Source organism: Mesoterricola sp. MK458 (assembly GCF_055384935.1).
Genome location: NZ_AP045075.1, coordinates 4376514 through 4397475 on the forward strand (window position 1 = coordinate 4376514; position 20962 = coordinate 4397475).

The following is a 20962-nucleotide window of genomic DNA, read 5'->3' on the forward strand; positions in this document are numbered from 1 at the left end:
CCCACCGGCGCGCGGATCAGTCCCCGAGGCAGAGCCCCACGCGGTGCCCCAGGCCGTGGCCGCGGACCCGGAAGCCGCCCTCCACCCGCTCCACGGCTTCCGGAGGGCTGGGCAGGGCGTCCCAGCCCAGCACCGCCGCCACCAGGCGGTGGGCCTGGTCGTACCGCAGGCTCCGCGGGGCGCCCTCCGTCCAGACCCGCAGGACCCGGACGCCGTCCTCGTCCCCGGCCTCCATGCGTTCCACGGTCGCGCCGAAGGCCTCCCGCACCTGGGCGGCGGTCCACAGGCGGGTCCAGGGGGCCGCGGGCGCCGGGTGCCGGGGGCAGGGCGGGGCGGCGGCGCTCCCCGAGCCCCACACGGCCCGGGGCGAAAGGGGAAGGCCGCCGCAGTGGGACGTCCACTGGTCGGGACCGGGGTTGCGCGAGGCCTCCCGGATGGCGGCCCAGGCGGCGTCGGACAGGCCCGGCAGCTCCCCGGGCAGCGGCGTGCCGTGGCGCGGGTCGGTCCAGTCCATGCGGGGGCCCAGGCCCACGAAGAACGCGCAGTGGGTGGAATCGCACACGTCGGCCCCCGGGTGGCGGGGCCCGCGCGCCAGGAACCGCAGCACCGCCGCGCCCAGCTCCGTGCGGAGCGCCGGGGCCCCGAAGGGCACCTCCGCGTCCACCACCCCGGCCACGTAGTCCCGGGGCGTTAGGGTGGCCACCGGCGTCCCGGCGCGAAGGACCACCTGTCCCCGGATGCGCCGGCGGATCCCCGGGGCCGTGAGTTCCAGCAGCCCGGGCCCGGCGGGAATCCCGGGGGCCAGCTCCGCCGTGGACCCGGGCCCCAGGAAGCCCGCGCCCAGGGGCACGGGGTCCGGCCCCAGGTTCCGCACCTGGAAGCGCCTGCGTCCCAGCAGCTCGAAGAGCCGCACCCGCACCGCGTCCGCCACCCCGGCCTCCACCGCCCCGGACCGGCGCGTCCCGCGCCGCGGCGCCCAGGGCCGCCACCGGTCCAGGGGCGACGCCAGGGCCGCGGCGGCCTCCCTCCCGGTGCCGGGCCGGAGCCGTCCGAGCACCGCCCAGCCGGTGTCGTCCACCGCCACGGCGAGGCCGCAGGTGGCCAGGGGGTCCCCGTCGGGCGAAGGCACCGTGCCGGTCTTGGCCCAGAAGCCGCGGTGCCCGAGGCCCGCGGCGGTGCCGGTGAGCGCGGCCTCCCGCAGGCCCTCCAGGACCTCCCGGCGCACCGGTTCGCCCTCCGGCCAGGGGGTGAGCGCCAGGTTGCGGTAGGCCCGCAGCAGCGCCGAGGGCCGGATGGAAAGGCTGCCCCCCAGGCCGATGGCGTCCGCGGGGGTGAGGGGCGCCGGGGCGAAGCCCTCGGCCTCCAGCGCCGCCCTCAGGTCCACCAGGGGCGTCTCCCCCGCCAGGGCCAGGAAGTAGGCATTGCAGGACACCGCCACGGCCCGGGCCAGCCCCAGCTCCCCGTGGCCGGCCTTGAGCCAGCACCCCCGGCACGTGAACCTCGGCGTGGGGCCTCCGTGGCTCCGGGCCCAGGCGCGGGCCACGAAGGGCTTCTGCAGGGACCCGGCGGGAAGGGGCGCGTCCCCAGACGGCGGGGTGGACGCCACCGCCGTGCCCTCCAGGCGCCAGGTGGCCAGTTCCGGAGGCGCGGCGCCCAGGGTGAGCGCCAGCCACAGGAACAGCGCCCTCAAGGGGCCCCGCCGAAGACCACCCGCTCCTCCCAGCCCCCGGGGGTGCGCCGGCGCTCCACGGCCAGGGACCGGGTGCCCGGGATCCACCCCAGAAGGCCCAGCACCTGGTCCGAGAGGGGGCGCACCTGCTCGGGCCGGGCGGGGCCCTCGGCCCGGGCCCAGCGGGCCTTTTCCGCGCGCACCGCGTCCAGGTCCACCCGCGCCCACCGCAGCAGCGCCGCGTCGGGCCGGGGGACGGGGACGTCCTGCAGGTCCCGGGCGGCGGGGGCGGCCCACAGCACGGCGCCGGCGCGCCGCAGGGCCAGGGCCGGCAGGCCCGGGCCCACGCGGATCTCGTAGGTCCCGCCCACGCGGGCGACCGTGGCGCGGCCGGCGCGGCGTTCCGCTGTGGCGCGGCACCGCTCCGCGAACTCGGCGTCCCGGGCCTCCGGCCACGGGAAGGCCAGGCGCCTCACGCCGTCGGGGGTGATCCAGAACCCCCAGGTGGGCACGGGAACCTGGGCCAGGAGCGCCTTCCACGGGAGCAGGTCGCCCTCCTCCCACCGGGCCCCGCCCGGGCCCGCGAGGGGCTTGGTGAGGTCCACGGTGTACGCGTCCGCCCCGGCGGAAGCCTCGGGCAGGGGCGCCAGGCCGGGCACGGGCTGGTCCAGGGGCTGGGGCACGGGTTCCAGGAGGCCCCGGCGGAAGGCGGTCCAGAAGCCCGTGCCGTCGGGCTCCCAGCCCTGGGCGCCCCCGGCGGCCTGGAAGGTGTAGGTGCCGGCGCGGGTGTCCCCGCCGCCCTGGCGCACCTCCACCAGGCGCCCGTTCTCGCTGCGCAGGGCGACCTTCACCCGGCCCTTCTCGGGGCCCTCGGGCCAGAGGAACTCCCGGCGGAAGTAGCGGTCCTTGCGCAGGGCGTCCAGGTCCAGCTCCATGGACACCAGGCCGGGCAGGGGCGGCTGGAGGCCGCGGCCCGCCTGGGCCTCGGAGAGCGCGAGCTTCATGGCGCGCTCGCTGGTGGCCAGGACGAGGCGCGGGCCCAGGCGGGCCCAGGCCAGGCCCATGCGCCGGTCCTTGTCCCCGGAGCCGTCCGCGGCGCCCCGGGTCACCAGGGCGTAGGCCACGCCCTCGTGGGTTCTGGGGGTGCCCTTGGGCAGGGCCAGGGGCAGCTGCGCCAGCGGCGTGTCCACCACCAGGACGGCTTCCAGGTGGCCCACTTCCAGCAGGGCCAGCCCCAGGGACCGGGGCTTGAGCTGGAGGATCTGCTTCCAGGTCCAGGGCAGGTCCGGGGAGAGCCGGGTCCACTGGTCCTCGAGCTTGGAACCCACGCGGCTCCGGCGCCAGGCGGCGGTGACGGGCTCGCCGGCGCGGGGGTCGCCCGTCAGGAAGCGGCGGAAGTCGCCCTTGAGGGCGGCGTCGAAGGCCTGGGCGTCGGGGATGACCATGCGCAGGGGGGCGCCTGGCAGGGGCAGGGGGGCCTCGGCCGCGAGGAGGCTCGCGGCCAGGAGCATCGGAGCCGGGCGCGGGATCATGGGCGGCCCTCCTTGTTCAGCACGTTCGTGAGCATCGCCCAGGTGAGGTCCCGCGGGCGGATGGGTGCGGGCCTGCCCCCTTCCATGCGGAAGGCCTCGGGCCGGGCGGCGGCGGGGGCCAGCTCCGCCTGGAGGGTCTTGAGGGAAGGCGCGCCGCGGTCGGCCAGCACGGCCAGAGTCGCGCGGGTGCGGGCCTCCTGGCCCAGGCGCGCGGAGATGCGCGCCACGTCGCCCAGGGCGGCGTCCACGTCGGCGGCCTTGAAGCGGCGGGCCGCGAGGATCCGGGCCAGGGCCTCGGGTTCGGGCCGGCCCAGGGCGTTGCCGGCGGCCTCCGCGGACCGGGGCAGGAGGGTCCTGGCCGCGCGCAGGCGCAGCAGGGCGCGGTCCGACTCCAGGTCGCGGGCCCAGGGGCGGTCCGTCTCCAGCACCCTCTCCGCCCGGGCCAGGGTGTTCTCGTCCCCGGGCGCGAGGTTGCGCAGGGCGGCGCGGGCCGCGAGCACGTCGTGGCCGTGGGCCTTGAGCCGGTCGCCCAGGGAGACCGGGCCCGCCCACACGGCGGCGGCCCCGGTCCAGTAGTCGGGGGCCTTCACGCCGGGGGGGGACAGCCTGCGCCACAGGTCGAAGGCCATGACCTCCTCCCGGGCGGTCCAGGGGTCGCGCTTCCGGGAGGCCAGGAGGGCTCCGGCGGCCTCGGCCTTGAGCTTGAGCTTTTCCAGGATTCCCGCCCGCTGGCGGGCGTGGGCGTAGCTGTGCCCATCGGGCCAGCGCGTGAGCCACCGCCCGGCCTCCTGGGGCATGGCCGCGGCCGCGGTCTCAAGGATTTCGCCCAGGCCCCAGGCATTCACCTCGCCCCGGAACCAGGCCTCCTCCAGTTCCCGGGCCAGGGCCGGCGCGTCCGCGGCCGGGGTGAGCCGGAAGGCCAGGCGCCAGGCCGCGGACGTGGCCTCGCCGTCGCGGCGCCGCGCGGCGAGGACCTTCAGGTACCGCTCCTCCACGGGCTTCTGCCGGCCCGCGGCCTTGAAGGGCGCGAGCCAGGCCTCGAGCCTGTCAAGGAAGGGGTCGACGCCCTGGAAGGGGTGCGAGTCGGGCGCGTCCTCGCCGTCGGCGGGGGGAGCCTCGGCGGGCTGGGGCGGGTTGAAGGCCAGGGCTTCGCCCTTGCCCAGTTCGGCGAGCATGGCGTCCAGCAGGGCCAGGGCGGGTTCCCCCTCGTTCCGGGCCAGGCGGATGCGCACGGCCAGGATCCGGGAGGCGTCGTCCGCTCCGGGCCGGGTCAACTCGGCCAGGAGCGCGGGTGCGGGGCTGGCGGGGTCCAGGGCCTTCTCCAGGGCGGCGATGGCCCCGGGGCGCTCGGGCACCGGCACGCGGCCCAGGTGGGCCCGGGCACCGGGCCACGCGGGGCCCACCCGGGCCAGCACGGCCTGGGGCAGGCCCGCCGAACCGGTGGCCCACAGTTCCTTCAGCCAGTACCGGGCCTGGGCGCGGGTGAGCTGGGCCTCGCGGCCCTCCCAACGCCGCTGGAGGGCGGTGCGGAAGTCCACCGGGTTGGCGGTGTGGAAGGGGCGGGCCGCCTCGGGGCGCTGGTCCTGGAGGTAGGCCAGGAACACCGGTCCCACCGGGAGCGAGGCGTCGAGGCACTCCAGGGGCGAGGGCAGGCCCAGGCGGGACGCGAGCACCGAGAGGTCCTTGAAGTCGGACTCGGTGAGACCGGCCTGGATGGCCTTCACGTAGGCCCGGTAGGCGTCCGCGGCCTCCTGCTTCCGGTCGGCGGCGGCCAGGAGGGAGAGCCTGCCTTCCAGCCACGCGCGGTCCTTGGCGGCGCCGGGGCGGCCCTCGGCCACCCGGAGGGCCAGGGGAAGGTCCCCCAGGGCCCGGGCCAGGCGCATGGCCAGGAGCGCCCGCGGGGTCTCGGAGCCGCGCAGGGGCGATTCCAGGGGCAGGTAGGGGGCGGTGGGGTCGCCCTTGCGGTAGCGGGCCAGGGCCTCGAGAACGTACCAGGCCTCCCCGGGGCGCTCGCCCCAGAAGGCGCCGGGAATCCGGCCCTGGTCCACGCCCTGGCCGGCCACCCGGTCATCGCCCTTCTCGGCCACGTCGCCCCGGCCGTCGCGGCGGGGCGTGAATTCCGGCCAGATCCACCTGGGGTCCTTGCCCAGCACGTCCCCCACGGTGCGGGGGCCCCGCAGCTTGTCCACCAGCGGGTCGTCGGCGGCGCCCGCGGCGCCCTGCATCAGGCGCGCCACGGCCGCGTCCACGCGTTCGGTGGTGGCCCGGCGCGCGGCGAGGACGGGGTCCTGGGGCAGGGCCCGCTCCCAGAACCGGAACCAGGCGGTGCGCGGCGCCTCGGGCAGGATGGCCACCAGGGTTTCCGCGGACCAGCCCCGGGCCCCCAGGACCCAGAAGCGGTCCCAGAGGCGCCGGTCGCCCATGACCTCGGACAGTTCCCGCACCTTCGCGGGCTGGGACGAGGCCGCGCGGGCCCAGGCCCGCAGCGCGTCCGGATGGTCCAGCCAGGGCGTCCAGGCCTGGCGGGAGGTGCTCGAGGTCACGGCCGACGCGCCCCGCACCTGGGCCAGCAGGTCCTGCCACCTCGGCTCCACGAAGGCCAGGAGCTCCCCGGGCCGGTCGCGCCGGGCCAGGTCCCGGACCCAAAGGGCCTGGAGGTCGGGCTCGCGGACGTATTTCCGGGCGGGTTGCCCGAAGGCCGGGGCCGCCTCGGCGATGAGGCCGTCGGCGACGCTTCGCACGAAGGGGTAGGGTGCATCGGCCTGCCAGGGTCCGCCCCGGGAGGCCAGTAGGCGCTGGGCGAGGCCCTCGCGCAGGCCCGGCTCCAGGCCGGAGGTGGCGATGAAGCCCCACCAGCGGTCCAGGGCGGCGGAATCCGGGTTGGGGCTTTCCTTGGGCCGGATGATCGAAAGGAGCCAGCCCTGGACCGCCTCCTTCTGCTCGGGCCGGGCGTGGGCCGCGAAGGTGGCGCCCGCCTGGGACAGGAGGTGGGAGCGGTCCTTGAGGGCGTCCAGCACGCGGGTGATCTGGCCCGTGAGGAGCCCGATCTGCACGCGGGTCTCCACGGGCAGGTCGCCGGCGGCGGCCATGGCCCCCGCGTCGCCCTTCGGGGAATAGAGCCGAACGGCCATGTCCGGCAGGCCCAGGGCGAAGAGCCGCTGGGCCGCGCGGGTCCGGCGCAGGCTACGCTCGGTGGCGTCGGCGGTGCCTTCCCGGGCCAGGGCCTTGAGGGTCTCCTGCTCCACGGCCAGGGCCCGGGCGCCGTCGCCCGCCCTGGCGTAGAGCTCGCTGCGCCAGCGGGCCACCTCCTCGCTGGCCGGCCGGGGCCGGTGCCAGCCTTCCAGGTAGTCCGCGGCCTCGTGCACGCGGTCGGCGCACACCAGGATGTCCACGGCGTCGCGCCACAGGATCTCCTGCTCGGGGCGGACGGTCACCGCGGCCTTGGCCGCGGCCACCGCGCCGTCCACGTCGTGGAAGAACCGCTTGATGTCGCGCACGGCCACGGCCCAGCGCATGTCCCGGGGGCTGCGCTCGTGCTGCTTCTCGAAGAACGCCAGGAACTCGGCGCCCTTTCCGCCCCGCTGCGTGGACCGGGAGGCGGCCACGAGCCACGCCCTTTCGGTGCGCCGGTTCAGGGCCTCGATCCACAGCGCCGCGCCGCGGGAGGGCGCGTTCTCCAGGTCCGCGGCCCGGGCCAGCTCGTGGTAGAGGTCCGCCTGGGCTTCCGGCTTGAGCAGGGCGGACTGGGTGCGGGCCACGGGGAAGGGATCCCAGGCGGGATCTCCGCGGAAGGAGAGCCTGGCCAGGAGGTGCACCGCCTCCAGGCGGCGCCGGTCCTCCAGGCCGGAGGAGGCCAGGAGCCGCTCCACGGCCCCCCGGGCGCGCGTGAGGTCCGAGGCGGCCAGGGCGGCCCGGGTGAGGCGCTCCAGGAGGTTCTCCCGGTGGCCCGCGGCGGCGCGGGGCACGGTCTGCTCCAGCAGGTCGAGCCCTTCGGCGCCCAGCCCGGCCCGGTCCAGGAAGGCCAGCCGGTCATCCAGCAGGCCCAGGCTCCACGGGTAGCGCGGCGTGATGCGCCGCCACTCCGCGGCCGCCGCCGCGGTGCCCCGGGAGCGTTCCAGGTAGCCGGCGCGCCGGCTTTCGGCGCTGAGCTTGACGCTGCCTTCGGGCAGCTTGCCGATGCGGGGCTCCAGGGAGGCCCACACGGCGTCGGCGTCCTGCCCGAGGCCGTGGTCGGCCAGGAACCGGGCCCGTTCGATCTCCAGGCGGATGCGCTCCTCCTCCTCGGGGGCGAGCTCCGCCCGGCGCGCCATGAGCGCGCCTTCGAAGGCCGTGGCCCGCGCCTTGGGCCAGCGTTCGGCGATGCGCCACTTGCCGGACTGCTCCGCGAAATCCAGGAAGGCGGCGGCGGTGGCCCGGGGGGCCATCTCGGCAAGCTTGTCCAGCATCAGCGCCTCGATGCGGGCGATGGCGTCGTGCTCCCCGGGGCGCCGGGCCTCCTTCGCGGCCTGGCGCTGGGCGCGGCCGACGGGGTCGGCGGGCTGGTCCATGGCGTCGATCCAGGTGTCGGCATCCTCGGCGAGGCCGGGGTCCGGGGGCGTGATGGTCCCCAGGGGGAAGAAGGCCGCCAGGGTGCGTTCATCCGCGGCGTTGCCGGGGGCCAGGGCACGGATGCGCCGCTCCACCAGCGCGTAGACCCGCGGCCGGGACAGGAGCTGCGCCAGGCGCCGCAGGGAGCGCTGGTCGTTCTCGAACCAGGAGAAGAAGCCGTCCCCGTCCTCGGGCCGGGTGGCGTCCAGGTACTCCCGCACCGCGCCTTCCAGGTCCCTGAGGTTCTCGCGCAGCACGCCGGTCTCGAAGGCGTAGAAGCGGGGCCGGCCCAGGGCCTTGCGCCCGGCCTCCACCACCTCCAGGGCCTCCCGGTCGTGGTTGTAGTCCCAGAGCAGGGTGGCCAATTCGGCGATGCGGGCCGGGTCGCGGGGGTCGCGGGCCAGGAGGTTGCGCCAGATGGCCATGGCCTCGGCGCTACGGCCGCGGTCCTCCTCCATCTCGCCCAGTTCGGTCCACAGGGGGTTGGGGTTCTCCAGGGCGGGGGCGGCGCGCTCCACCAGCGCCCGGGCCGGGGCGCCGTGGGAGGCCTCGAGGCCGTTGAGGGACCGGTGGAGGGACAGGAGGCGCCGGGCGTGGTCACCGTCGCCGGGATAGCTGCGGCACAGGCTCTCGCCGGGCGCCACGGCCTGCTCGAAGCGGGAGAGGCGGGCCCAGCCCTCGAAGAGCAGCAGATCCTCCACGGGGGTGCGGTCCTTGCGTCCCTCCAGCGCCGCGAGCCGGGCCTCCAGCGTGCCCTGCTTCATGGCGGCGGCGAACCAGGCCTCGCGCTGCGCGGGATCCACGAAGAGGATCGCCCAGCGCCGCTCCTCCAGGAGCGCCTCGGGGACGATGGTCTTCGTGGCGGATTTGCGGGCCTCCGCCGCGGGATCGAAGTCCCGCTGCCACTGGGCGGGCGTCACGAGGCGCCCGGCCTCCCGGAACACCTGGGGGCTGTGGGGGAAGCGCTCAAGGGCCTTGAGGCGGACCCAGTCCGCCCAGAGCACCATGCGCAGGCCCCCGTTCACCGGGGGCTGGTCGGGCACCTGCACCGTCACCTGGGTCCCGGCCCTGCGGAACAGGTCCGAGCCCCGGAACCGGGCCGTGACATCCGCGGCCAGGGCGCGCAGCTCGGCGTGGTAGCTGCGTCGCGCATACCAGCGCGCCGCCTTGTCCCAGATGCCCGGGGCCTGGAAGCGCTTGAGGGCCTCCTGGTAGCGCGGCCCGAGGCCATCGTCCAGGTTCCATCCCTCGAGGCGGTTGGCCAGGTCCAGCCACAGCTCCTCCGCGTCCGGGAGGCGGTCCAGCTCGGTGAGGACCAGGTCCACGGACGCGCGGTGGGAGCCGTCCCGCTGGTCGAGGCGGGCCACGCAGTCGTCCAGGAGCCGCCGGTAGCTCCGCGCCCGGGGCCGGCCGGTTTGGAGCCGGGCCCAGGCGTGGGTGTCGTCGGCCTCCTCGGGCTGGTAGTCGCTTTCCCCGCCGCCATGGAGGGCGGGACGGGAGCGGTCCGGGGCGGCGTGGCGCATGCGCGCCTTCATGAGGCGCAGCTCCTCGGCCAGGGGCACGTCCACCTGGCGCGCGGCGAGCAGCGCCTGGCGCCGGGCCTCGTCGGCCTGGTCCGCGGGGCCGCGTTCCAGCAGGGGCAGCAGGGCCAGGGCCTGGGCCCCTTCGCCCCGCTCCACGTGGCGGGCCATGATGGCCACCCGCAGGGCCGGCAGCGCCGGGTCCGCGGGGGCGCGCTGGGCCAGCGCGTCGGCCAGGGCCCGGGCCGTGGCGAAGGTGCGCTCGGGAAGGGACTGGAATTCGAGGTTGTCCAGGGTCTCCTTCCAGGGGACCCCGGTGAGGAGGAAGGACACGCCGCCGGTCCACAGGCCCGGGGTGCGGTCCACCCCGGCCACCCAGCGATAGGCCTCGTCGTTGTAGCCGCCCCAGGCCAGGGGCCGGCCCCCGGCCCGTAGCGCCAGCTGCGCCAGGAGGGCCAGGTCTCCGGTCTGCTGCGCGGGGCTGCCCAGGTGGGCCGCGGCCAGGGCGGCCCGGAAGGCCTCCGGCACCGCCTCCACCCCGGCGTAGAGGCGGGAGAGGAGCAGCTCCCCGTCCCGGTCCAGGGTCTTCTCGTGGCGGCGCTCCACCTGGCGCAGCAGGTCCGTGGCCATGCCGGCCTGCTGCCGGCCTTTGAGGTACACGAAGAGCCGGGTCAGGGCGCCGGCGTCGTAGCGGGTCTCCAGGGCGGCGCGCCAGGCGCCGGGGGACGTGGCCGAGGCCTTGTCCACGCGCCGCGCGTAGGCGCGGTCGAAGGCGGAGGTCCAGGGGCGGGTCACGGCGCCGTCCAGGATCAGGAAGGCGCCGCGGGCGTCGCCGTGGTCGGCCTTGAGGTCCGACCGCACCAGGAGGCTCCGCTCCGGGGGCAGGGCGTGGGAGGCCGCCAAGGCCTGGTCCGCCTCGTCCAGGCGCCCGGCCTTCTCCAGGGCCCGCAGCCAGGCCTCCAGGGCATCGGCGTCCTCCGGGAAGAGCTCGGCCTTGGCCTTGCGCAGGGCGATGCCGTCGGCCAGGTCCGGGTGGGCCTCGGCCCAGGCGATGCGCTCGTCGCAGAGCGACGCCCGGGCCTCGGGGGCCAGGCCCGCCATGGCGCGTTCGGCGGCCTTGAAGGCCGCGGCGGGCTCGGAGTGGGCGGCCTCCCACCGGGCGGTCTCCGCCCAGGCCTCGGGCCCCGCGGTCTGGGCCCAGCGTTCCATGGCCTCCAGGGCGCCCTTGCGGTCGCCCAGGGACAGGCGGGCCTCCGCCAGGTGGCGCAGGGCCGCGGGGTCGCCGCGGCCCTCCAGGAGCTTCGCCAGCTCCGCGGTGGGGGTGGGGTAGTGGACCCGGTGGCCGTCCACCTGGGTGAACCGGGTGGCCAGGGCGTAGATCCAGTCGCCCTCCGTCATGTCCTCCCAGGGGATGACGGAGGCGGCGAACCCCGCCGCCGCCAGGGGAAGGATCCAGGCGATCGCGCGCTTCGTCCTCACGGCTTCACCTCCAGGGTCGCGCGGGCAAAGCCCCGGTTCTTGGGGGCGTCCACCGCCTCGAACACCACTTCCACCGGGCCCTGGACGCCGTAGGGAACGGTCACCAGGCCCACGCAGCGGCGTTCGGCGGGATCCCATCGCAGGGGGATGGGCGGGGCCTCCCCCACCCGCGCGCTGAGGAACACCACGTCCTCGTCGGCGGCGGCCGCGATGCGCAGCGGCGCGCCGGCCCGGGCGGAGGCCGGAAGCTCGGGCCGGATCTCCGGGGCCTTGCCGTCCAGGACGAAGTGCTTCGTTTCCGAAACCCGGGCGCCGCTGGCGTCGCGCATGAGGATGCGCACCGGGTGGCGGCCGTCCCGGAGTCCCTCGGGCACGATGAAGCGGCCCTCCCACACGGTGCTAGCGGGCCTGCGCACCAGGTCCAGCTTCAGCCCGAAGGGGAACAGCGCCGTGGCCGAAACCGTGCCGGCGTCGCATTCCACCCGCAGCACGGGGTCCCCGGGCTGGATGCGCCGGGGCCGCAGGAGGGACCGGGGCGCGGCCAGGAAGGCCGTGTAGGGGGTGACGAACTTGTAGCGCTTGCTCAGCGCGATGATCTCGTCGACCCATTCCCTGCGTTCACCCTCGGCCTCGATGCGCCGCAGAAGGTCGTCCACCCGCGCCCGCGCCCAGCGGCGAGGCAGGTCCCGGGCGTCCAGGGCCTTGGCGGGAAGGGCCCCGTCCAGGATGGCCCTGCCGCCGGCGAAGAGGGGCGAGGCCCACTCGAAGCGCACCTTCTCGGCGGGGGCGCCGTAGCGCCCGATCCACCCGGAAAGGCTGCCGGGTTCCAGGGGCTGGACGAGGACGGGGTAGATGTCGCGCAGCTTCGGTGCGCCCCCGGTGGCCGTGAAGGGCGGCTCGCCCGCGGCGCGCCGGGCCTTCTCCTGGGGCGCCCCGCCCAGGACGTTGCGGAAGAAGAGGTCGCCCTCGATCTCCGTGGCGGTGGGGGCGAGCAGCTGCGCCGAGGCCGCGGCCAGGGCCTCGCCGGCCTCGCCCACGGTCACGGCGGTGAACAGGGGCACGGGGCCCGCGGCGGCTTTGAGCGCCTTTGAACGCAGCAGACCCTGGCCGCTGGTGAGCAGCAGGATCCGGCCCTGGTCGCCCAGGGCCTTGCGGGCCGCGGCGAGGGCCAGGGCCAGGTCGGCGCCCGGGCCCAGGGGCCGGTTGCGCAGCTGGGTGAGCTGGGCCTCGATGGTCTGGGCGGTGGCGGCCTGCAGGACGCCGGCGCCCGGGGTGCGGTCGAAGGGGATGAGGGCGAAGCGGTCCTCCCCGCCCAGGGCCTGGAGCACGCGCACCAGGTGGCCGTAGGCCAGCTCCAGGCCGCCCCAGCGGTGGCCCAGGGAGGTGTCGAAGAGGATGGCCAGGGACCGGCCCCCGGGCGCGGGGGCGGGCTTTTCCGCGCGGGCGGCGCCTTGGGGCAGGGCCTCCAGGAGGAAGAACCCGTCCTTCTCGGGGGGGATCTCCGAAGGCCGCTCCCACGGGGCCAGGGCCAGGCCTTCGGGCAGGGCCCCTTCTGGATTGCGGAAGGCGGTGAGCCGCAGGGGCTCCGAGGCCCGGGGGCGCAGGCGCAGGGCCAGGTCCTTGTCCAGGCGCACATGCTTGCCGGTGAACCCCGCGCCCTCCGCCGTGGCGACCAGCGGCAGCCCGGAGGCCATGGCCTCGAAGGCGGCGTCCTCCAGCCGCACGCGCACGGTGAAGGTCTCGGCCACGGTGGGCTCGGCGTCGGGGGGGCGCAGGACGAGGCGGAACTCGCCCCGGCCGCCGATGAGGGGGACCTCCTGCTGGAACTGGATCTCCAGGCGCTTGGTGGCCATGGGGGGGATGGGGGCCACCGTCACCGAGAAGAGGGATCCCCCGGAAGGCCGCGCGCCCGGGGCCCGTTCCCCGGGTTCCGCGTCCTCCTCCTCCCCCTGCTGCAGGAGGCCGGGGTCGATGCGCTGGCGGGCGAGTTCCTGGTAGATGGACCGGGCCCGCTTCTTCTCGAGGATGACGCCGGGAATGCGCTGCAGCCCGTCCCACACCGCGAAGTCGCCCACCGCCGCCGTCTGCGGCAGGGCGAAGCGGTAGGTGCCTTCCTGCACCGAGGTGGTGTGGTTCTCGAACACCTGGCGCACGTTGACCCGCGCGTAGCCCCGCGCGATGGCCAGGTCCACGGTCATCTCACGCAGGGAGAGCACCTTGGGGTCGGGCCTGCCCGAGCTCGTGGGGATCAGGAGACCCGCCTGGGCCCCCAGGGGCAGGGCCAGCAGGGCGGGGAGGAGCAGCGCGCGGAACCTTCTGGACATGTCAGGATCCTTCGTCCGGGATGGGCAGGGGGATGCGGGCCAGGCCCTCGTCGGTGCCGACGTAGAGGGCTCCGGGGCCTTCGAGGAGCGCGGTGACGCGGGGGGAGGGCAACTGGGCCCGGATGGGTTCGAAGCGGGCGCCGTCCGCCGACAGGCGCCAGAGGCCGCGGCCGTCGGTGCCCAGGTAGAGCCGGCCCGCGGCCTCCACGAGGCAGCCGGTGTTCACCTTGAACGCCGAGGTCTCGGTGAAGGCCTGGAAGGTGCCCACGGCCCGGGGCTGGTCCGCGGGCGCGGTGCGCCGGGCCACGCCCCCCCCGTAGGTGCCCACGAAGAGGTCGCCCCTGTGCAGGGCCAGGGCGGTGATCCAGGGGTGGGGCAGCCGGCCTTCCCCGGCCGTGACGCGCCAGGCCACGCGGTTGCCGGCCACCGCGCCCAGGCCCGAAGGCGTGCCCACGAAGAGGACCTCCCCCGAGGCCAGCGCCAGGGCCTGGTTCCCGGGGAGCCCGTGGAAGGCCGACAGCAGGCGGGAGCCGGGCATGAGCACGCCCTGCCCCAGGCCCACCGCCACGCCGTCGCGGGTGGCGGCCAGGGAGAAAGCGGCACCCCCTTCGCCGGTGCCCTTGAGGGTCGCCCCGTCGAAGCGCGCCGAGCCGCGCAGGCTCGCCACCTGCAGGGCGCCGCCCACCGGCAGCAGGGCGTTGACGCCCCAGGTGCCCGAACCGGGCACCGCGGTCCACGCCAGGGCCGTGCCCCGGGGTTCGGCCACCGCCAGCCCCCCGTTGAAGATCCCCGCCACCAGCCGCTGTCCCAGCCAGGCCAGGGCGCCCACGTGGGCCGATCCCGCCGGGAGGGCCGCGGGCCGGGGCCGGGCCAGGACCCAGCCCGTGGCCGTGCGGCGGTAGAGCCCCGCATCCGTGTCCGCGAACACCAGGCCGCTGGCGGCCATGACCTTGCGGGGCGGGGCGGGCAGGGCCTCCTCCCGGGCCCTTCCGTCCGGGCCGAAGCGCAGCAGGCGCCCCCCGCCCGCGGCCAGCACCTCGGCGCCGTCCACCGCCGCCGAGGACGCGTCCTCGCCCCCGGGCACCGCGGCCAGGCCCGCGCCCAGGCCCTCACTCAGGGCGCCCCGCGCCAGCCCCAGGGGGGTCACCGCGGCCACGTCGGAACCGGGGCAGCCCACCCATTCGATCCAGGGGTCCGGAGTGGGCACCAGGGTGGCGCGGGCCGCCTCGATGCGCCGCAGGCCCTCCTCGCCCCCGGCCAGGACCAGGCCGCCCGGGCCCAGGGCCACGGCGCGCACGGAATGGCCGTCCAGCCTGCGCAGGGTGCGGGCCCCCCAGGCGACCCGGAAGAGCCCCTCCCGGGCCCCGATGAGCAGCTCGCCGCCCGGGGTCTCAACCAGGGTGCGCACGTGGAGGGTTCCGAAGCCCGTGGCCATCTCCTGCCAGGCGCCGCCCTCCCGGAGGTAGAGTCCGCCGGCCTCCAGGGCCGCCACGGTGCGGCCGCGCCACAGGGCCACGCAGGCCGCGCGGAGGGTGGGCAGGGGCCCCGACAGGTCCCCGCCGCCGTCCCGGATGCCCGAGGCCCCCGCGGTGGCCAGGGTGGTTTCCGACGCCGCCACGGCCTCCACCTCGCCGCCGCCCCAGCGCTCAGCGGCCAGGCCCGGCGCCTTGACGGGCAGGAGCTGCAGGGGCGCCTCGCCGCGGTCCGGCTGGGCCAGGGCCCGGGAGAGGTCCCGGGAGATCTTCAGCCAGGCCAAGCCCCCCAGGGCCGCGGCCGCGGCAAGGGCGGCCAGGGCCACGCGGCGTCGGTTGGGGGGAAGGGGCATGGGGCCGGCCGGGTTGGAAGGAATCGGGGATGGACGTCCTGGAAACGTGGATTAACCATACCCCAAATGCAGGCTTCCCGGACCCGGGTTCCCGGGTTTGCCTATTTCAAGTTGTCGAGGGCCTTGGCGGTGGCCTCCAGGAGGGCTTCGGGGCCCACCGGGCTGCCGGTGGCGCGGACCATCCACAGGTCGGGGGTGAGCCGGCCCTGGCGGGCCATGCGCTCGAACTCCGCGCCCAGGTTGCCGGTCTTGTCCACCTGCCGCTGGATCTGGAAGGCGATCATGTGGCCGATGGGGTAGTCGGGCAGGTACAGGAAGCTGCTGACCATGTGGCTGTAGATGCCCAGGAGCACGCAGTCCTTCTGGCCGAACACCGGGGCGTAGTAGCGGTTCCACACGTCGCGGCTGATGGCCAGGGTGGCCTCGCGCAGCTGGGCGGGGGTGGCCTGGGGGTGCTCATACATCCAGTGCCACACGGCGGTGTCCACCATGCCCACGCCGGCGATCTCGAAGGTGCCCCAGAAGTCGTTGAGGACGGCCAGGGCCTTGGCCTCGGCGGTGGGGGCGGGCTGGCCCAGCAGCTCCAGGTCGCGGGCCTGGAACACGAAGGCCAGGGCCTCGGTGAAGCTGGTGGCGGGCACCCCGGCCATGAGCGGGTGCTCCACGCCGTTCAGGGAGAAGGTCTGCTCGACGTTGTGGCCGTTCTCGTGGATGGCGATGTTGAAGCCCTTGTAGTCCATGCCGTCCTTGCCCACGCGGGTGCGCAGGTGGGGGTGGTCGGCGCGGCGCGCGGCGCCCATGGCGTGGCCGGAGCCCCGGGCGGGGTCCACCTCGATGTTGCCGGCGAGGTAGGCGGCCTTCTCGGGCGTGAAGCCCAGGCCCATGAGCAGGCCGGGCATCTCCTTCTTGTAGGCCTCGGCGGTGGGGAAGCGCTTGCGGGTGATGGCGTCCAGCTTGGCCTCGTCCAGGCCCGCGCCGGCGCGGAAGCCGTTGTACCAGATGTCGAAGGGCTCCAGCTTGCGCCCCAGGCGCCGCTCGATGAGCCGGGCCGTCCTGGCCACCAGGGGCGAGGCGCACACCTCCTTGAGCATCGCCAGGGCGCGGGCCTCGGGGAGCTGGCGGCCCTCCTCGTAGCTGCGGGCGATGTGGGTGGGCGCCGCGGGGCAGTAGGGGTCGGCCTTGCGCACGGCCTGGAAGGTCTGGAGGAGCACCGCGTAGCGGGTGTCGGGCTCGGGGGCGGCGGTGACCGCCAGGGCCGGGGCGGGGCGGTCGGAATCCTTCACGGCCGCGGGCTTCACGGTGTTGGCGAAGGGATCCCAGTCGACGTTGGGGTTGTCCACCACCACGGCGGGGATGGTCTGGGTGACGATGCGCTCCATCACCTTCTGGATCTGGCGCTGGCGCTGGAGGCCCTCGGCGCCCTGGGCGTACTGGCTCTTGATCTCGTCGCGCAGGTTCCAGTGGGAGAGCAGGCGCTTGCCGGCGGGGAAGGCCCGCTGGCCCTTGGCGTCCACCACGTGGTGCATCCAGATGTTGTAGCCCGCGATGTAGCGCTCGGCGGCGCCGGAGGCCTGGGCCACGGCCAGGTTCACCTCCGCGGGGATGCGCGCGGCGAAGCGGTCCACGAGCCGGGCCTCGGCCCACTGGCGGTTGCTCCAGCCCGCGCCCTCCTTGAGGCGCTCGTCCAGGGTGCTCATGGGGAAGTTGAGCAGCACCACGAAGGCCAGCTTGTTGGCGAAGGCGTCGGCCTGGAAGTGCGCGCCGGGGTCGTAGCCCGCCAGGATGTCGTCCACGGGCAGCATGGGCCCCAGGTCCAGTTCCGCGTGCCACCGGAAGTCGCGGCCGATCTCCAGCATGTGGCCTTCGAGGCTCTCGATGACCATCTCCAGGCGCCCGAAGAGCGCGTCCAGGGCCTTGGCGTCCCCGGCGAACTGTTCGCGCACGAAGGCGGCGAAGGCCGCCGGGTCCCCGTCCTCGGCCCGCCAGAGCCGGGCAGCCTGCTGGATGCCGCGCCGGACGCGCACGGCCTGGGAGGGGCCGTACCGGGCGACGAGTTCGGCCTCCAGGGAGGCCTGGGGTGCGGTGGGGGCCACGGCGGGGGCCGTGGCGCGCAGGGAGGGCAGGCCGCAGGACGCGGCGAGGATGGCGGCGATGCCGAAGATCTTCATGGGGGACCCCAGGTGGAATTCACTTGGAATTCTACAGGGGATCACCGCCCGGAGATGTGCCCAAGGGCACTTGCTCAGGCCGGGTTGCCGTAACCCTTGAACTCCATGTCCGAACCCAGGATGTGGTGGGCGAACCAGTCCTGCACGAGGTAGAGCACCTCCTCGGCCGTCACCGAGCCCGGCTCGTGCTTGTAGCGGCGCTGGAGCTCCTTCATGCGCTCCCGGAAGTTCTGGTGGACCTCCTTGTGGGCCTCCAGGTCGGGGTAGCCCACCTTGGCCATCCACCGCTCCTCGGAATCGAAGTGCATGAGGGTGTAGTCCACCAGGAACTCGATGCGGTCCTCCATGGGGGGCGGCTGCTCCTCGGCCATGGCCTTGCGGAATTCAGCCACCATCTGGAAGAAGATGTGGTGGTACGCATCCACGAGGGGGTTGCCGACGGTGTACTTTTCGGTCCATTCCATGAAATCCATGCGGCGTTCCTCGAATCGTCCAACAGCTTACCTGATTTCTAGCCCAGGGGTTCCTCGTAGGCGCAGGCCGGGCAGAGCATGACCGTGATGGGGTCCTTGCCCCGGGGCTTGCGCGTCTTCTCGGTCATGTAGGGATTCTTGCAGGAGGGGCAGGCCCGGGGCACGGGCTTGTCCCAGGCCGTGAAGTCGCACTTGGGGTACCGCGTGCACCCGTAGAAGATCTTGCCGAAGCGGGTCTTCCGGGGGCTGAGGTCGCCGCCGCACTTGGGGCAGGGCACGCCCAGGATCTCCTTCTTGACCGTCTTGCAGGTGGGGTAGTCCACGCAGCACACGAACTCGCCGTAGCGGCCGTGGCGCTTGACGAAGTTCTTGCCGCAGGTGGGGCACTTCTCGTCCAGGGGCTGGTCGGGCGGCACCGGGATCCCCTTGGGGTCGGCCTTGCGGATGCCCTTGCAGGAGGGGTAGTTGGTGCAGGCCCAGAAGGGGCCGAACTGGCCCTTGCGCAGGTTCATGGGGGTCGAGCCGCACAGGGGGCATTCCGGCGCGTCCTCGGGCTCTTCCATCTTCTCCAGCTCCTCGGTGTGGTCGCACTCGGGGTAGCGGGAGCAGCCCAGGAACAGGCCGTTCTTGCCGATGCGCTTGAGCATGGGCGCCTTGCACTTCTTGCACTCCACGCCCGCGGGGATGCCGGCCTTGAGGTTCAGCATGTCCTTGCCGGCCCGGGCCAGGAGCTTCTCGAAGGGACCGTAGAAATCCTTCATCGCCTTCAGGAAGGTGAGGTCCCCTTCCTCCACCCGGTCCAGCTGCCCTTCCAGGCCCGAGGTGTAGGTGGGCTCCATGAGTTCCTGGAAGCCCTGCACCAGGAGGTCGGTGACCACGCAGCCCAGCTCGGTGGGCTTGAAGCGGCCCTCGTGCTTCTTGACGTAGTCCCGGTCCTGGATGGTGGCGATGATGCTGGCGTACGTGGAGGGCCGGCCGATGCCGTCCTCTTCCAGTTCCTTCACGAGGGTGGCTTCCGAGAACCGCGCGGGGGGCTTGGTGAACTGCTGGTCGGTGTCCAGCTGCTCGAGCTTGAGGGGCATGCCCACCTTCAGGGCCGGCAGGCCCACGGCCTCCTCGTCGCCCTCCTCGGGCGTTTCGGTGATCTCCTCGGCCTTCTGTTCCTCCTGGGCGGCCCGGTATACGGACAACCATCCGGGGAAGCGCTCGATCTCGCCCTTGGCCTCGAACGCCGCGGCCTCGCCGCTCTTGAGCGTGGACTCGGCCTCCACCACCGTCTCGTCGAAGACGGCGGCCTCCATCTGGCAGGCCACCGTGCGCCGCCAGATGAGGGCGTAGAGCCGGAACTGGTCGGGTTCGAGGCGGTTCTTCAGGCTTTCGGGGGTGCGGGTGATGTCGGTGGGGCGGATGGCCTCGTGGGCCTCCTGGGCGGCGGCCTTGCCCTTGAAGACCCGGGCCTTGGCGGGCAGGTACTCCTTGCCGTACCGGGAGGCGATGAGCTCGCGGATGGCCGTCACCGCCTCGGGGGCCAGGCGCGGCGAGTCCGTCCTCATGTAGGTGATGAGGCCCACCGGCCCTTCGCCGAAGTCCACGCCCTCGTAGAGGCGCTGGGCGTTCTGCATGGTGCGGGTGACGCTCATGCGCAGCTTCTGGGCGGCCTCCTGCTGCAGCTTGGCGGTGGTGAAGGGGGCCGCGGGGTTGCGCTTCTTCTCCTTGGTCTCGAGTGATGTGACCTTCCAGGCCGAGGCCACGATCATGTCCCGCAGCGCATGGGCCTGCTTCTCGTCGGCGATGCGGGTCTTGGTCTCCTTGTTGCCCAGCTGCACGGGGGAACCGGAAAGGCGGGTCAGCCTCATCCAGAAGGCGGGCGGGGTCTTGGCGGCGAAGCGGCCCTTGAGCACCCAATATTCGACGGGATTGAAGGCCTGGATCTCCCGCTCCCGGTCCACGATCAGGCGCACAGCCACGCTCTGCACCCGGCCGGCGCTGAGCCCCCGGCGCACCTTGTCCCAGAGCACCTGGGAGACCTTGTAGCCCACGAGCCGGTCCAGCACGCGCCGGGCCCGCTGGGCGTCCACAAGCTTCTTATTGATGACGGTGGGCGCCGCCATGGCCTTCTGGATGCCCGAAGGCGTGATCTCGTTGAAGAGCACCCGGTGCACCGGCATGCCCTTGGGGGGCTTGATGGATTCAAGGAGATGCCAGGAGATGGCCTCCCCCTCGCGGTCAGGGTCGGTCGCGAGATACAGTTCGGTGGCACCCTTGGCCGCGGCCTTGAGTTCGGTCACCACCTTGGCCTTGCTGGCGGGGATCTCGTACTCCTCCTGGAAGCCGTTCTCGATGTCGACCCCCAGCTTCTTGGGCAGGTCGCGGATGTGGCCGACGCTGGCCTTCACCGTGTATCCCTTTCCGAGATATTTGGTGATGGTTTTCGCTTTGGAAGGGCTTTCCACGATCACGAGCTTGGTCAAGGCAATCTCCAAGTTGCCGATTTGGAACCCTTCATGGGTGATTTGTCAAGCCCCGGCACAAATATGATAAGTCTTCTATTAAATCCCCGGACCCCAGGCAGGCCCGGGCCGCACCCTCCCGGATCAGGCGGTTGGGCCCCTCGTGGAGCGGGTCCTCGGGACTGCCCGGGCAGCCCCACACCTCCTTGCCGTGGTCCAGCGCCAGCTTGGCGGTGACCAGGGAGCCGGAGGCGTACCGGGCCTCCATGACCACCACACCGAGCGTCCATGCGGCCAGCAGGACGTTGCGCCGGGGAAAGTGCCATTTCAGGGGCCGGGCCTGGGGGGGGAAGGGCGTGACGATGCCGCCCCCCGTGGCGGCGATGCGGTCCATGAGCTTCTGGTGCTCGGGCGGGTAGGGATGGTCCAGCCCCGAACCCATGATGCCCCAGGTGGACCCCGCATCCAGGGCCCCCAGGTGCGCCGCCCCGTCGATGCCCCTGGCCAGGCCGGACACCACGGCCACCCCGGCCTCCGTGAGCTCCCGGGCCCAGCGGCGCGTGCGCTCCCGGCCGGACCAGCTGCCCTGGCGGCTGCCCACCAGCGCCAGGGCGGGCCCCGGGGGCGGCAGGGTGCCCCGCACCCACAGGGCCAGGGGGTAGGGCAGGGGCGCCTCCAGCCGGTCCGCCCCGGGGTCCCCCGGCAGCACCAGGCGCGCCTCCCGCGCCGCCGCCTCCGCCCGCAGCACCGGGATGGAGGCCGCCAGGGCCACGGCCTCGCCCCGTTCCTCCGGGAGCTCCTCGCCCACCTGGGCCCGGGCCCAGGCCGCGGCCTTCCGGCTCTCCGGCCAGGGCAGGAGGGTGAAGGCGAGGGCCCAGGCGGCGGCGTCCACGACGTCCTCCCGAAGGTGGAACCACGTTGGGTGTCCGGGGGGT

General features: G+C 74.6%; 9 protein-coding genes. All 9 read right to left on the reverse strand.

Annotated elements, in window-relative coordinates:
* Nucleotides 1–16 precede the first annotated feature (16 nt).
* The 9 genes from ACZ5LB_RS19155 to ACZ5LB_RS19195 all read right to left on the reverse strand — a co-directional run bounded on the left by ACZ5LB_RS19155 (nt 17) and on the right by ACZ5LB_RS19195 (nt 20919).
* Nucleotides 17–1690, reverse strand: coding sequence for a hypothetical protein (locus tag ACZ5LB_RS19155; protein ID WP_464603803.1), 1674 nt, complete (start codon nt 1688–1690; stop codon nt 17–19).
* Complete coding sequence (locus ACZ5LB_RS19160; RefSeq protein WP_464603804.1) at nt 1687–3201, reverse strand: hypothetical protein; 1515 nt, start codon at nt 3199–3201, stop codon at nt 1687–1689. The genes ACZ5LB_RS19155 and ACZ5LB_RS19160 overlap by 4 nt, the downstream gene beginning before the upstream one ends.
* Nucleotides 3198–10787, reverse strand: coding sequence for a hypothetical protein (locus ACZ5LB_RS19165; RefSeq protein WP_464603805.1), 7590 nt, complete (start codon nt 10785–10787; stop codon nt 3198–3200). Before ACZ5LB_RS19165 ends, ACZ5LB_RS19160 begins: the two co-directional genes overlap by 4 nt.
* Nucleotides 10784–13111 (reverse strand): VIT domain-containing protein, encoded by a 2328-nt coding sequence (locus ACZ5LB_RS19170; protein ID WP_464603806.1) that lies wholly within the window; start codon nt 13109–13111, stop codon nt 10784–10786. The genes ACZ5LB_RS19165 and ACZ5LB_RS19170 overlap by 4 nt, the downstream gene beginning before the upstream one ends.
* A gap of 1 nt (nt 13112) precedes the next feature.
* Nucleotides 13113–14936: a hypothetical protein gene (locus tag ACZ5LB_RS19175; protein WP_464603807.1), complete on the reverse strand. Its 1824-nt coding sequence runs from the start codon at nt 14934–14936 to the stop codon at nt 13113–13115.
* Between the two features lie 101 nt (nt 14937–15037).
* Nucleotides 15038–17104, reverse strand: coding sequence for a hypothetical protein (locus tag ACZ5LB_RS19180; protein WP_464603808.1), 2067 nt, complete (start codon nt 17102–17104; stop codon nt 15038–15040).
* Between the two features lie 74 nt (nt 17105–17178).
* On the reverse strand, nt 17179–17568 hold the full coding sequence (locus ACZ5LB_RS19185) for a bacteriohemerythrin (protein WP_464603809.1): 390 nt from the start codon (nt 17566–17568) through the stop codon (nt 17179–17181).
* Between the two features lie 47 nt (nt 17569–17615).
* On the reverse strand, nt 17616–20048 hold the full coding sequence (topA, locus tag ACZ5LB_RS19190) for a type I DNA topoisomerase (RefSeq protein ID WP_464603810.1): 2433 nt from the start codon (nt 20046–20048) through the stop codon (nt 17616–17618).
* Nucleotides 20049–20079: 31 nt separating this feature from the next.
* Nucleotides 20080–20919, reverse strand: a complete 840-nt coding sequence (locus ACZ5LB_RS19195) for a DNA-processing protein DprA (RefSeq protein WP_464603811.1) — start codon at nt 20917–20919, stop codon at nt 20080–20082.
* Nucleotides 20920–20962: the final 43 nt, after the last annotated feature.

Coding starts and splice junctions, on each gene's coding strand:
- ACZ5LB_RS19160 (WP_464603804.1), bottom strand. CDS start 3,201: ATGATCCCGCGCCCGGCTCCGATGCTCCTGGCCGCGAGCCTCCTCGCG.
- ACZ5LB_RS19180 (WP_464603808.1), bottom strand. CDS start 17,104: ATGAAGATCTTCGGCATCGCCGCCATCCTCGCCGCGTCCTGCGGCCTG.
- ACZ5LB_RS19170 (WP_464603806.1), bottom strand. CDS start 13,111: ATGTCCAGAAGGTTCCGCGCGCTGCTCCTCCCCGCCCTGCTGGCCCTG.
- ACZ5LB_RS19175 (WP_464603807.1), bottom strand. CDS start 14,936: ATGCCCCTTCCCCCCAACCGACGCCGCGTGGCCCTGGCCGCCCTTGCC.
- ACZ5LB_RS19185 (WP_464603809.1), bottom strand. CDS start 17,568: ATGGAATGGACCGAAAAGTACACCGTCGGCAACCCCCTCGTGGATGCG.